This window comes from Rhodococcus sp. HM1 (assembly GCF_023218075.1).
Taxonomy (GTDB): domain Bacteria; phylum Actinomycetota; class Actinomycetes; order Mycobacteriales; family Mycobacteriaceae; genus Rhodococcus.
Genome location: NZ_JALPTB010000114.1, coordinates 1 through 12180 on the forward strand (window position 1 = coordinate 1; position 12180 = coordinate 12180).

Annotated in this window: 14 protein-coding genes; 5 read left to right on the top strand and 9 right to left on the bottom strand. The window is 68.7% G+C overall.

Annotated elements, in window-relative coordinates; translation table 11 throughout:
- Positions 1 to 238: antitoxin (locus M1M07_RS30695; RefSeq protein WP_248676577.1), on the bottom strand; the 238-nt coding region annotated here is incomplete at its 3' end.
- 58 nt (positions 239 to 296) lie between these two features.
- Entirely contained in the window at positions 297 to 2774 is a 2478-nt protein-coding gene (locus M1M07_RS30700; RefSeq protein ID WP_248676578.1) for a cation-translocating P-type ATPase, read from the bottom strand.
- Positions 2775 to 2870: 96 nt separating this feature from the next.
- Here M1M07_RS30700 and M1M07_RS30705 point away from each other — a divergent pair, with 96 nt between their 5' ends.
- Positions 2871 to 3482, top strand: coding sequence for a flavodoxin family protein (locus M1M07_RS30705; RefSeq protein WP_248676579.1), 612 nt, complete (start codon positions 2871 to 2873; stop codon positions 3480 to 3482).
- A gap of 16 nt (positions 3483 to 3498) precedes the next feature.
- Here the strand turns inward: M1M07_RS30705 and M1M07_RS30710 are convergent, their stop codons facing one another.
- Both M1M07_RS30710 and M1M07_RS30715 read right to left on the bottom strand, forming a co-directional pair.
- Positions 3499 to 3687, bottom strand: a complete 189-nt coding sequence (locus M1M07_RS30710) for a hypothetical protein (RefSeq protein WP_248676580.1) — start codon at positions 3685 to 3687, stop codon at positions 3499 to 3501.
- 11 nt (positions 3688 to 3698) lie between these two features.
- Complete coding sequence (locus tag M1M07_RS30715; protein ID WP_248676581.1) at positions 3699 to 5084, bottom strand: cytochrome P450; 1386 nt, start codon at positions 5082 to 5084, stop codon at positions 3699 to 3701.
- Positions 5085 to 5184: 100 nt separating this feature from the next.
- On the opposite strand from M1M07_RS30715, the gene M1M07_RS30720 reads away from it, so the two are divergent.
- On the top strand, positions 5185 to 5406 hold the full coding sequence (locus M1M07_RS30720) for a helix-turn-helix transcriptional regulator (protein WP_197252601.1): 222 nt from the start codon (positions 5185 to 5187) through the stop codon (positions 5404 to 5406).
- On the top strand, positions 5403 to 5906 hold the full coding sequence (locus M1M07_RS30725) for a DUF2029 domain-containing protein (protein ID WP_197252600.1): 504 nt from the start codon (positions 5403 to 5405) through the stop codon (positions 5904 to 5906). The genes M1M07_RS30720 and M1M07_RS30725 overlap by 4 nt, the downstream gene beginning before the upstream one ends.
- Positions 5907 to 5946: 40 nt before the next feature.
- Here the strand turns inward: M1M07_RS30725 and M1M07_RS30730 are convergent, their stop codons facing one another.
- The 3 genes from M1M07_RS30730 to M1M07_RS30740 all read right to left on the bottom strand — a co-directional run bounded on the left by M1M07_RS30730 (position 5947) and on the right by M1M07_RS30740 (position 8482).
- Entirely contained in the window at positions 5947 to 6447 is a 501-nt protein-coding gene (locus tag M1M07_RS30730; RefSeq protein ID WP_197252599.1) for a hemerythrin domain-containing protein, read from the bottom strand.
- Positions 6448 to 6553: 106 nt separating this feature from the next.
- A complete protein-coding gene (locus tag M1M07_RS30735) occupies positions 6554 to 7672 on the bottom strand; it encodes an MBL fold metallo-hydrolase (RefSeq protein WP_197252598.1) in 1119 nt (372 codons plus the stop codon).
- Between the two features lie 78 nt (positions 7673 to 7750).
- Positions 7751 to 8482, bottom strand: coding sequence for an enoyl-CoA hydratase (locus M1M07_RS30740; RefSeq protein WP_248676582.1), 732 nt, complete (start codon positions 8480 to 8482; stop codon positions 7751 to 7753).
- 173 nt (positions 8483 to 8655) lie between these two features.
- Between M1M07_RS30740 and M1M07_RS30745 the strand changes: the two genes are divergently transcribed.
- Positions 8656 to 9645, top strand: a complete 990-nt coding sequence (locus M1M07_RS30745; protein ID WP_197252597.1) for a hypothetical protein — start codon at positions 8656 to 8658, stop codon at positions 9643 to 9645.
- 40 nt (positions 9646 to 9685) lie between these two features.
- Here the strand turns inward: M1M07_RS30745 and M1M07_RS30750 are convergent, their stop codons facing one another.
- Positions 9686 to 9916 carry a hypothetical protein gene (locus M1M07_RS30750; RefSeq protein WP_197252596.1) on the bottom strand — a complete coding sequence of 77 codons (231 nt, stop codon included), beginning with the start codon at positions 9914 to 9916 and terminating at the stop codon, positions 9686 to 9688.
- Between the two features lie 15 nt (positions 9917 to 9931).
- Positions 9932 to 10819: an SPFH domain-containing protein gene (locus tag M1M07_RS30755; protein WP_248676583.1), complete on the bottom strand. Its 888-nt coding sequence runs from the start codon at positions 10817 to 10819 to the stop codon at positions 9932 to 9934.
- Positions 10820 to 10972: 153 nt separating this feature from the next.
- Here M1M07_RS30755 and M1M07_RS30760 point away from each other — a divergent pair, with 153 nt between their 5' ends.
- On the top strand, positions 10973 to 12073 hold the full coding sequence (locus tag M1M07_RS30760; protein ID WP_248676584.1) for an NAD(P)-binding domain-containing protein: 1101 nt from the start codon (positions 10973 to 10975) through the stop codon (positions 12071 to 12073).
- Positions 12074 to 12180 lie beyond the last annotated feature (107 nt).

Genomic DNA, 12180 nt, shown 5'->3' on the forward strand with positions numbered 1-12180 from the left:
GGGGCTGGGCAGGCGGCGCACCCGGCGGCGGTGTGCCCGCGTCCTGGCCACCGGTGGCACCGAGATGCTTCTTCGCCGCGTCCTGCGCCTTGTCGACATGCTGGGCGTACTTGCCGCCGGTCTTCTCGTCCACCTGATCGCCGGCCTTGTCGATGGCCGAACCGACCTTGTCGGGATTCTGGGCGGCGTAGTCCTTGCCCTTGCCGACCAAGCCCTTCAACGTATCCATGAAGCCCATCTGCTGTTCCTTCCGTCGAAGCGGATGGTTCTTGCCGAGGGTGTTCGCAATACGCCGGTCAGTGTACGCCCGGGAGCAGATCGTCCGGGGCGGCGAACAGGCGGCGGTGCTCGCCGTGCAGACGCCCGGTGACCCACCACGAGACCTCCACCAGGAACACACCGACGGCGCCGCACACGAACGCGATCGTCGTGTATCCGAGGTCCGAGGGGTCCAGCGCGAAGAACTCGCGGCAGAACGGCACCGTGAACAGGATCACGTAGCCGAGCACCGATCCGATCAACAGCACGATCTTCCAAAGCTGATACGGCCGGGCGACGACCGCGAGCACCCACAGCGCGATCATGATCAGGGTGATCAGCGCGGACGTACCGGCCTGGATCTTCTGCTGCTCGGTCTGCTCCGGTCCCCCGTACACGAGCACGTAACAGACGAACGTCGCGACACCGATGATCACGCCCGACGGAATCGCCAGCCGCATCACGCGGGGCACGAACCCGGACCGGGCACGCTCGTTGTTCGGGGCCAGCGACAGCAGGAACGCCGGGATGCCGATGGTGAACCAGGCGGCGATCGTCACGTGCCGCGGCAGGAACGGATAGGGCAGTGGATCGAAGTCGAACAGCTGCGACAGCACCCCGGAGACCCCGACGAAGAACGCCAGCAGCACCGAGTACACCGTCTTGGTGAGGAACAGGTTGGAAACCCGTTCGATGTTGCCGATGACGCGGCGGCCCTCCCCCACCACGTGCGGCAGGGTCGCGAACTTGTTGTCCAGCAGCACGATCTGCGCGACCGCGCGGGTTGCGGGGCTGCCCGAGCCCATCGCGACTCCGATGTCGGCGTCCTTGAGGGCCAGCACGTCGTTCACGCCGTCGCCGGTCATCGCGACGGTGTGCCCACGCGACTGCAACGCCCCGACCATCGCGCGCTTCTGATCGGGCCGCACCCGGCCGAACGTGGTCGCGGACGCGACGGTCTCGGCGAGCTCGTCGGGGTCCTCGGGGAGGGTGCGCGCGTCGACCGGCCGATCCCCGTTCGAAAGACCCAGCGACGACGCGACCGCGCCGACCGACACCGCGTTGTCACCGGAGATGATCTTGACGTCGACCTTCTGCCCGGCGAAGTACTCGAGGGTGTCCCTCGCGTCGGGCCGCACCCGCTGCTCCAGCACGACCAGCGCACGAGGGGTGACGGTGCCCGGCGCGGCCTCGTCCTCGACGGGACGGTCGCTCTCGGCGAACAGCAGCACCCGCAGCCCCTGCGCGCCGATCTCCTCGGCCTTGCGGGCGGCGTCGGATGCCGGATCGAGCAGCACGTCGGGGGCGCCGAGCAGCCAGTTGCCGTGGGCACCGTAGGACTGGCCGCTCCACTTCTTCGCCGACGAGAACGGGGCGGTCGCGGTCGCCGCACCCCAACCCGGATCGTCGGGCAGGGCCTCCGCGATCGCGGCGACGCTCGCGTTCGGGCGCGGATCGTCGCCGGCCATCGCCGCGAGCGCGGCGCGGACCGTGTTCTCGTCCGCGCCGTCGATCGGCACGATCTCGGCCAGCCGCATCCCGTTCTCGGTGAGGGTTCCGGTCTTGTCCGCGCACACCACGTCGACGCGGGCCAGGCCCTCGATGGCCGGCAGTTCCTGCACGAGACACTGGCGCTGCCCGAGCCGGACCACCCCGACCGCGAACGCGATCGACGTCATCAGCACGAGGCCTTCGGGAACCATCGGCACGAGCGCGGCCACCATGCCGCTCAGCGCGGGACCGAGCGACTCGCCGCTCGAGAACAGCTGGTTGTAGATGATGAGCAGACCCGCCGGGATCATCAGGTAGGTGATGAACTTCAGGATCTTGTTGATGCCGGCCATCAGTTCCGAGTGCACCAACGTGAACTTGCTGGCCTCCTCGGCCAGCCGCGCCGCGTAGGCATCGCGACCGACCTTCGTCGCACGGTAGGCACCACTGCCCGACGCGACGAAACTGCCGGACATCACCGTCGCGCCGGGCGCCTTGTCGACGTTGTCGGATTCGCCGGTGAGCAGCGACTCGTCGAGCTCGAGGCCCTCGGATTCGACGACGACACCGTCGACCACCAACTGGTCGCCGGGACCGAGTTCGATGATGTCGTCGAGCACCACCTCGCGCGGGGCGAGCTCGGCGGACCGTCCGTCGCGCCGTACGACCGGCTTGGTCTGGCTGACGATCGCGAGCTTGTCCAGGGTCCGTTTCGCGCGGATCTCCTGGATGATTCCGATGCCGCTGTTCGCCACGATCAGCAGGCCGAACATGCCGTCGATGATCGAGCCGGTGGACAGCACGATGAGGAACAGCACACCGAGGATCGCGTTGATCCGCGTGAACACGTTCGCGCGGACGATGTCCTTGACGGACCGGGACGCGCGATCGGGAACGTCGTTCGTCTCGCCCCGCGCCACACGTTCGGCGACCTGCTCGGTGGTCAGGCCGCCGGCGACATGGGCGGGATCGGTCACGACCGTCTCACCGGCACCGACGACCGCGGTGGGCTCTTCAACTGACATGAAGAACAGGCTATGCCAGCGCGGGGAAGTTGCGATCGCGCACCGAGCGGCAGGACCGCGTTTCACCCGCGAAGCGGCACGGGTACCCGCGACGGCATGACATCTCTGAAGGCGCTCGCACTGGTCTGCACGCTCAAGCCGTCCCCGGCCGCGTCGAGCAGCGATCTGATCACCGAGCACGTCCTCGCCGAGCTCGGCAAGTACGACGTGACCGGTGAGGCGATCCGGCTGGTCGATCTCGACATCCGTCCCGGCGTCGAGGCCGATATGGGGAACGGCGACCGATGGCCGGACGTCCGACGGCGCATCCTCGACGCCGACATCCTGCTGATCGCGACCCCCACGTGGCTCGGCCAGATGTCGAGCGTGGCCAAACGGGCGCTCGAACGACTCGATGCCGAACTCTCCGAGACGGACGACGAGGGCCGCCCGATCCTGTTCGGGAAGGTCGCGGTCGCGGCGGTGGTCGGCAACGAGGACGGGGCACACGCGATCGTGGCGAGTCTGTTCCAGGCGCTCGACGACTGCGGGTACACGATCCCGGCGCAGGGGTGCACGTACTGGAACGGCGAAGCGATGACGCCCGGTGACTACAACGACCTCGACTCCGTGCCCGACGCGGTCGCCTCGGCGACGGCGACCCTCGCCCGCAACACGGCACATCTCGCCCGCGTACTGCTGAAGGATCCGTATCCGCCGGCCGAGTGAGGACCGGCCCCCGTCACTACTCGCCGGCCCCGCCTTCTTCTCCTGCCCGGCGCGCCGGATCCGTCGCCTCCTGGCCGGCGTCGGTGCCGCTGTCGGGCCGATCCCCGTGATCCGATTCGAGATCGTCGTCCTGCGGGGTTTCCTCGGGGTCGGGTGACACCCGGTGGAAGCCCTCGTCCTCGTCGTGCTTGCCGGACGCGTTCATGTCGCTACTCCTCACCGGGGCGCACCGGCGGTGCGCGCCACCTCGAATTTCAGCCCGAAGTTGTCGAACGTGTTCGGCAACGGACGGTCGGGGGCCGGCACCGGATCGGAGACGACCCGGAAGTCCGCAGCGGCGAGCATCCGCGCCAGCAGGGTGCTGGTCACCAGCAGCACGAGGTTGCGGCCGGGGCACGCCGCCGGTCCGGCGCTGAACGGCACCAGTTCCGGACGTCTCTCCGCGCGTCCGTCCAGCCACACCTCGGGGACGAACTCGTCGGCGAACGACACGGTCTCGCCGTCGCGGTGGAAACCGGCGGTGAGGATCATGAATCCGGTGCCGGCGGGAATGGTGAACCGCTCCTGCTCCGGGCCCCACACCGTGTCGCGGGTGGAGTCCCGCAGGATCATCGGCGTCGTCGGCCACAGACGCACCGATTCGAGTACGGCGGCCCTCAGATACGGGTAGGGCTGCGGCTTCTCGGCGTCACCGGCGGCGATCTCCGCGCGTGCGGTCCCGCGCTGCCCCGGGTGACCGGCGAACAGCGCGAGCGTGCGCGCAGCGGCCATGCCCGCGGCGTCGAACGCGAACAGCCAGTGCGGAATCTGACCGACCGGATCGGTCGCACCTCCGGCGGGTAGCGCGGCGAGTGCTCCGGCGAGCGAACCCGGCTCGGCCCGGTCCACGTAGCGATACAGGTCTTCGGTGAAGCGGTCGCGAAGACGGCTCCGCTCGGGAATGAAATAGGACCAGTTCCCGTTCGCGCGAAGCTTTTTCAATCTGTCGGTGATGTCGTTGTCCTCGGCGGCGGAGTCGCCCAGGACGATCCGGCGAACGATGCGCCACCAGGTTCGGGTGAACTCGTCGTTGTCGAGAGTGCCGGTGCGGATCGCCGATTCGAGGAGGGCGCACGCCTCCCCGTCGACGACCTCGACGATCGGTTCGGCCAGGCGATGCAGGATGTGCGCGGTGTCGAGTGCCTCTTCGTTGAGCCGGCGGCGTTCGGAGCGGATGGAGCCCTGCGAGATGAGCACACCGTGCGGCTGGAACGGCGAGAGTGCACCCTTCTTCTCCCGGGTGGCAGGGTCGAACGGGTCCGGCGAGCCCTCGAGGATCCTGCCGACGTCGGCCGGGTCGAGCACGACCGCCAGCCGCCTGCCGGGCAATTCGATCCGCAGCGGCCCGGAGCCGTGTTCCGCACGCAGCCGGCGCAGTGCGTGCACGGCGGACGCGTCGGCGCCGAACCGTTCCAGCAGCGCCATCGACCGGGACCTACGGGCGATCACCCCGGCGGCGACCGACGGGAAGCCGAGGGTCGCGACCAGACGCAGCGCCCGGAGGCCGCTCACGGCCGGGCCGGTCGCGGACGTCGAATGTGCGGTACCTGCGGGTGTCGCCATGACGCACTGGTACCCGCTCCGCCTTCCCGCGAAACGAGCCTGGGTCAGGAAAAGACAAGCACTCTTGACACCGGATGACAAGGATGCTTGACTTCCACTCGTGGCAGGCACACCGGGAAGCAACCGAGTTCGCGAGTTCCGCAAGCAACTGCGGATCACCCAGGCCGAACTGGGCGAGCGGGTCGGCGTCAGCCGTCAGAGCATCGTGTCCACCGAGAAGGGCGACTATGCGCCGAGCGTCTACCTCGCATTACGGCTTGCCCGCACCCTCGGCACCACCGTCGAAGATCTGTTTCCACTCACCGAGGAGGACTCCCCATGACCGCATTCGTCAAGGCCGCTCGCGTGATCGGGGATCTCGACGACGACTTCTACCGCGACGAACGTCAGCGTGACGTCTGGAACGAAGCGTCCGCAGTGGGATTCCAACTGACCCAATGGATTGCGCTCGTCGCGACGGCCGTCCTCCCGTGGGTCGCCGGACGCGTCGGCGCGTGGACCGCACTCGGCATCATCCTCGCGTGGTTCGTGGTCTCGATCGTCACCGCCGCCTACGCACGCTCCCAGGACGTCGACGTGTACGCCTCCGCCAAGACGTGGCGCCCCCGCGCCATCTTCGCCGCTGCGCTGTACATCGCGGGGGCGGTCGGCATCTACGCCCGCCTGTCCGCACCGCTCGACCAGGATCCGGAAACGTGGCTCGGGATGATCGTCGGCGGGATCTGCGGTGCGGCAGCGGTTTTCGCGATCATCGCATGGCGCAGGCGCCGCGACGCCCGCCGGATCGCCGAGGAAGAAGCGCGCGACGCCGAGGACATGTGAGCGCGCTTCTTCCCCGGACTTCCGTTGCACCGGAACAGGTTCAGGCCAGAACGGCGTCGACCGTCTTCTTGAGCGCCGACGGCTGGGCCGGTGAGCGCGGCGCCTTCTTCTTCAGTTCGAGCATCTCCGCACCGATCTCCTGCAGCTTCTTACGGCCGAGCTGCTCACGAACCTGCGGGAACCACTCTTCCTCTTCCTCTTCGATGTGGTGCTCGACGTTCTCGATCAGCACCGTGGCCTTGGCGTCGAATCGCTCGTCGGAAGGCGACATTCCCGCCAGCTCGGTGACGAGCACGTCGGCGACGTGGTGTTCCTCGTAGGACTCGAGAACGTCTTCCTCCAGGTCCGGCAGGAGATCGCGGACCTTCGGATACATGCACTCGTTCTCGATGTAGGTGTGCACGGTCAACGCCTCGATGATCTTGTCGACGAGCTGCCCCTTCTCCTTCTCCGCGTTCTCACCCGCACCCCGGAAGGCACGGAACAACCGTCGAATCTCCTTGTGATCGTCCTTGAGAATCACGATGGCATCCGTCGACATCAGAACCTCCTCGCGCCGGGGTCCGGCCACCCGAGCCGGACGCGGAATCCGTGTGCTCCTTGGTACCCACGGCAGGAGTCGGGCAAACGGCACATCGTGCGAAGTCTCAGCCGAGGGACACCCACCACGGATGCTGGGCACCCGGCCGGAGCGCGTCGACCCGCTGCCCCGGCATCGGGACCGCGGTCGCGACCCCGGCGGCCTGCGCTGCCGGCAACAGCCGCGCGATCGGCTCGGACCACGCATGGAAGGCGAGGTTGAAGGTGCCCCAGTGCACGGGCACGAGCAGACTGCCGGGGCGGTCCACGCAACCGAGGTCACCGTGCGTTCGCACTGCTTCCTCGGGGTTCATGTGGATGTCCGGCCAGCGACGGTCGTACGCGCCGACCGGCAGCAGCGTCAGATCGAACGGACCGTACCGGTCCCCGACGTCGGCGAACCGCCTCGTGTATCCGCTGTCGCCCCCGAAGAACACACGGCGCGTCGGACCGGCGATCACCCACGACGACCACAGCGTGATGTCCCGCGCGAATCCGCGACCGGAGAAGTGACGGGCCTCGGTGCACGTGATCGTCAGCTCCCCGACCTCGGTGTGCTGATCCCAGTCGAGTTCGACGATCCGCTCCTCCGGAACCCGCCACCGGCGCAGGTGCGCGCCGACACCGAGCGGCACCAGGAACCGGATGTCGCGTTGCGTGGCGGCAAGCATTTCGACGGTGCGGCGGTCGAGGTGGTCGTAGTGGTCGTGGGAGATCACCACCGCGTCGATGCGGGGCAGTTCGGCGAGCTGCACCGGCACCGGATGCATGCGGGCGGGCCCGATCGTCTCCGACGGCGACACCCGATCGCTCCACACCGGGTCCGCGAGAATGCGGTGCCCGTCGATCTCGACGAGCGCGCTGGAATGTCCGTACCAGGTGACCGCCAGCTCGGCGGCGTCCACCGGCGCGAGCGGCGGTGCGAGCGGCACCTCCGTCCGCGGCGTTCCGACGGACCCGCGGGTCAGGATGTCCTTGAGGAAACCACCGCCCGCCTCCGGACCGAGCGTGCTGCTCGGCTCGGAGTTGTGGAACCGGCCGTCGCGATAGCGGGGCGAACCCGCCGCGTACGGCCGGATGTCGGCGACGGACGCACCGATCGAGGTCGGCAGACCGCGGGCGGCACGCGCCACCCACAGCAATCCGGCTCCGGCGAGGGCGGACGAGGCAGCCTGTTTGACGCTCACCACACCACTGTAGGGCGCGTCTCCCGATCCCTCTCGGATCGAAATGGGGATTGGGCGTCGTGCCCGAGGTGCGGGCGGCTACTTTCCGCGGAAGACGGGATCGCGCTTCTCGGCGCGCGCGACGCGCGCCTCTTGTGCGTCCTCGCTCAGCCATGCCGCGGCCAGCGCCGACATCTGTTCCGGCGACGGTTCGTCGCGGGTGCCGTCGTCGTTGAGGAACAGTTTCATCGCGCGCAGCGACAGCGGCGCGAGTGCCGCGATCTCCTGCGCCCATGCCTGCGCCGCCTCGAGGTCGCCGATCCGGTTGGCCAGGCCCCGCGCGAGCGCTTCGTCCGCGTGGATCGAATCGGCGGCGAGGAACACCGCGCGGGCGGCTCCCCCACCGATGAGCGTCGCCAGCCGGCGTACGGTCCATCGGTCCACCGAGATGCCGAGTCGGGCGGCGGGCACCGCGAACCGGGCCTTCGGCGCGACCACCCGCAGATCCGACGCGAGCGCGAGCTGGGTACCGGCCCCGATCGCGGGGCCGTTGACGGCGGCGATCACCGGGATCGGCGCGGTCTCGATGGTCGTGAGCATCTCGGTGAGGCTGTCGAGGAACCCTTCCGCGTACACGTCACCGGACAGATCGGCACCCGCGCAGAACGCCGGTCCTTCACCGGTGATGACGACGACGCGCGCGTCGTCCTCGACGGCCTGCTCGATGCACTCGCGGAGTTGCACACACATCTCGGTGTTGAGCGCGTTCCGCCGCTCGGCGCGCTGCAGTTTCATCGTGACGACGTCACCGTCGCGGCTGATCCCGATCATGTTCCTTGCCTCACCTTCCGATCCTGGCGCAGGCATCATCCCATCCGGCGAGCCTGAGCGTTCCACGCGGTCGCGCCTGTCGCTCGCGGTAAAATCAGGGGCGGCGAACAATGATGGGGAGCGGATCAGCACACTCGTCGGCTGTACGGCGGGCTGCACTCCCAGGAGTGGTCATGGACCCACGGATTCCCGATGTGAACACGGTCAGGATGGCAGTCGATCTCGCCTGCCGCGCACCGTCGGTGCACAACAGCCAACCGTGGCGGTGGACGTATTCCGACGGGCGCCTCGACCTCTTCAGCGACCGCAGCCGCCTGTTGCCGTCGACGGATCCGTCCGCGCGGCAACTCGTCCTGAGCTGTGGCGCCGCCCTCCATCACCTGCAGATCGCGGCGACCGCGTTGAAGTGGTCCACCGAGATCGACCGCCTGCCGGTGGGAGAACATTCCAATCATCTGGCCAGCATCCGGTTCAGCCACGGCGCTCGACCGGCATCGCACGATTTCGATCTCGTGGCCGCGATCCGCAGGCGTTATTCCGACCGCAGGCCGTTCGCGCCGCCGTCGACCGGCACCGGCTTCCCCGGACCGCTCCGGGAGGTGCTCCACCCGAGAACGAGGGTGACGGTGTTGCCGGAGGATGCTCGCCAGGTCCTCGGTGCCGCCACCGAGCTCACCGCTGCGATGCGACGCTACGACACTGCGTATCAGACCGAACTCCATTGGTGGACCGGCCATTCCGTCGAATCCCTCGGAATTCCCCCGGAGGCGCTCGCCACGGCGGAGCAGAGCGCGCGCGTCGAGATCGGCCGCCGGTTCCCGGCGGGCAGCCGCACCTCGGGCGACGCCCCGGAGACCGACCGCTCGACCGTCATCGTGGTCAGCACCGAAGGAAACACGTGCGAGGACTGGCTCCGAGCGGGCGAGGCACTGTCGGCGGTATTGCTCGAGGCCACCGTCGATCGCCTGGCCACGTGCCCGCTCACCCACGTGACCGAGTTCGGGCAGAGCCGGGAGATGATCCGCACGTTGCTGCCCGAGGGCGGATGCCCGCAGGCACTGGTCCGTGTCGGCACGACCGCGCCGGAGAACCGTCCGAAGCCGACGCCGCGACTGCCCACGGATTCGGTGTTCACGGTGACCGTCCGGCGTGCGACACGGTGATCCGATCCGAACATCTTGCGGGGCAAGGATTTCCGTCCCGTCACTCGTCCGTGTCGTCCGGGGTCGGCTCGGCGCGGTCGGTCTTCGCCGGGCGACCGGGCCGGCGGATCTTCTCCACATGGCCGGGCATCCGGCCGGCCTCGGTCAACGCGCGCCGCAGCAGGAACTCGATCTGCGCGTTGGTGCTGCGCAGCTCGTCGCCCGCCCACCTCGCCAGCGCGTCGTGGACCGCCGGATCGAGCCGTAGCAGCAGCTTCTTGCGTTCGGCCATGCGGATCGGACCTGACTACTGGTAGAGCGAACCGGTGTTGACGACGGGCTGGGCACCCTGGTCCCCACAGAGTACGACGAGCAGGTTGCTGACCATCGCGGCCTTGCGTTCCTCGTCGAGTTCGACGGTGTGCTCGCGCTCGAGCTGATCGAGGGCGGTGGCGACCATCCCGACCGCGCCCATGACGATCTGCTCCCGGGCGGCGATGACCGCGCCCGCCTGCTGGCGGCGCAGCATGGCCTGTGCGATCTCCGGGGCATAGGCGAGCTGGTTGATGCGCGATTCGACGACGTGCACGCCGGCCGACCGGACGCGCTCGGCGGCCTCCTCGGACAGCTTGGTGGTGATCTCGGCGGCATTCTGACGCAGCGACATCGTGTCGGCGGGCGCGTCGTAGGGGTAGCTGCCGGCGATGTGACGAACGGCGGCTTCGGTCTGGACCGCGACGAACTCCTCGAAGTCGTCGACGTCGAAGACGGCGCGGGCGGTGTCCTGGACCTGCCACACGATGACCGCCGAGATCTCGATGGGGTTGCCGTCCGCGTCGTTGACCTTCGCCTTGCCGGTCTCGAGGTTGCGGATCCGGGTGGAGATCCTGCGGCGGGTGTTGAGCGGGTTCATCCAGCGCAGTCCCGGTTCCCGGAGTGTGCCCGCGTAGGAGCCGCCGAGCAGCTGCAGCACGCGCGCCTGGTTCGGTTCGACCAGCACGAGACCGGCGAGGGCGGCGCTCGCGAGCACGACCAGGACGGCACCGGCGACGATCAGCGGAATGTTCGTCTGCAGTGCACCCAGCACGATCAACCCGACGCCGGCCAGTTCGACGAGGAGCCCGATGCCGAGCACCAGCCAGCCGTTGCGGGAACGCCCGGGGCGTTCGGTGATCGTCGATTGCGTTGCGGCCATGGCGCGCTCCTCGTCGTGGTCGGTAATGCGATATTAAAGTGATATCACATTTCCACCCGTGGTTTCGAGGGCTCGGAGTCATAGCCCGGTGGACCGCCCGGACAGTTGGCATCATGATTGCCACAGACCAACCCACGACAGGGAGCGGACACGATGACGACCGGTGATCCCGACACGTTCGTGGACATCGTCGTGATCGGAGCCGGGCAGGCCGGGCTGTCGGCGGGCTACTACCTGCAGAAGTTCGGCAAGGAACCGGACAGCGGGTTCGTGGTACTGGACCGGTCGTTCGGCCCCGGCGGGGCATGGCAGCACCGCTGGCCGACGCTGACTCTCGACACCGTCAACGGACTCCACGACCTGCCCGGATCCTCGTTCGCCGAGGCCGTCGACACCACCGACGGGAAGGTACCCGCCGCCGCGGCGGTCCCGGAGTACTACCGCGCCTACGAGCAGCGCTACCACCTTCCGGTGCGCCGGCCCGTCCAGGTGATCGTCGTGTGCGACCGCGGCGAATACCTGCGCGTGGAAACCGATCACGGCGTGTATGCCGCGCGCGGCATCATCAACGCGACCGGCACCTGGGAGCACCCGTTCGTGCCGTGGTATCCCGGCGCCGCACGGTTCCGCGGCCGGCAACTGCACACCAAGGACTACCGGACGGCCGACGAATTCGCGGGCAAGCACGTCCTCGTCGTCGGCGGCGGCATCTCCGCGGTGCAACTGCTCGACGAGATCTCCCGCGTCACCGAAACCACCTGGGTCACCCGACGCGAACCTGCTTGGCGCGACGAGGAATTCACTCCCGAGGAGGGGCGGGCCGCGGTCGCGGTGGTCGAGGACCGGGTCCGGCACGGGTTGCCTCCGGGATCGGTGGTGTCGGTGACCGGTCTCCCACTCACCCCGGCCATCCGTGCCGCCCGCGAACGCGGTGTGCTCGAACATCTTCCGATCTTCTCGGAGATCACCGAGCACGGTGTCCGATGGCCGGACGGTCGAGAGCTGGACGTCGACGTCATCCTGTGGTGCACCGGATTCCGCAGTTCCCTCGACCATCTGGCACCGCTCGGCCTGCGCAACCCCGGCGGCGGAATCACCATGACCGGCCGGCTCGCGACCCAGGTCGCCGTCGATCCGCGCATCCACCTCGTCGGGTACGGTCCGTCGGCGTCGACGATCGGCGCGAACCGCGCCGGCCGGGCCGCGGCCCGCGAACTCGTCGACCACCTCGAAACGGAAGCCTCCGCGAGGTGAGCATGCGCGGCCTGTCGATGCTGGTCGTCGGACTCGCCACGGCCGCGAGCCTGACGCTGTCCGCACCGACCGCCGTCGACACGGTGGTACCGCCCCCACCCCCACCC

What these genes read in the sequence shown, in the direction of transcription:
- M1M07_RS30740 (WP_248676582.1), bottom strand. Translation starts at nt 8,482, where the DNA reads ATGATCGGGATCAGCCGCGACGGTGACGTCGTCACGATGAAACTGCAG.
- M1M07_RS30750 (WP_197252596.1), bottom strand. Translation starts at nt 9,916, where the DNA reads ATGGCCGAACGCAAGAAGCTGCTGCTACGGCTCGATCCGGCGGTCCAC.
- M1M07_RS30745 (WP_197252597.1), top strand. Translation starts at nt 8,656, where the DNA reads ATGGACCCACGGATTCCCGATGTGAACACGGTCAGGATGGCAGTCGAT.
- M1M07_RS30705 (WP_248676579.1), top strand. Translation starts at nt 2,871, where the DNA reads ATGACATCTCTGAAGGCGCTCGCACTGGTCTGCACGCTCAAGCCGTCC.
- M1M07_RS30710 (WP_248676580.1), bottom strand. Translation starts at nt 3,687, where the DNA reads ATGAACGCGTCCGGCAAGCACGACGAGGACGAGGGCTTCCACCGGGTG.
- M1M07_RS30725 (WP_197252600.1), top strand. Translation starts at nt 5,403, where the DNA reads ATGACCGCATTCGTCAAGGCCGCTCGCGTGATCGGGGATCTCGACGAC.
- M1M07_RS30730 (WP_197252599.1), bottom strand. Translation starts at nt 6,447, where the DNA reads ATGTCGACGGATGCCATCGTGATTCTCAAGGACGATCACAAGGAGATT.
- M1M07_RS30715 (WP_248676581.1), bottom strand. Translation starts at nt 5,084, where the DNA reads ATGGCGACACCCGCAGGTACCGCACATTCGACGTCCGCGACCGGCCCG.
- M1M07_RS30760 (WP_248676584.1), top strand. Translation starts at nt 10,973, where the DNA reads ATGACGACCGGTGATCCCGACACGTTCGTGGACATCGTCGTGATCGGA.
- M1M07_RS30700 (WP_248676578.1), bottom strand. Translation starts at nt 2,774, where the DNA reads ATGTCAGTTGAAGAGCCCACCGCGGTCGTCGGTGCCGGTGAGACGGTC.
- M1M07_RS30755 (WP_248676583.1), bottom strand. Translation starts at nt 10,819, where the DNA reads ATGGCCGCAACGCAATCGACGATCACCGAACGCCCCGGGCGTTCCCGC.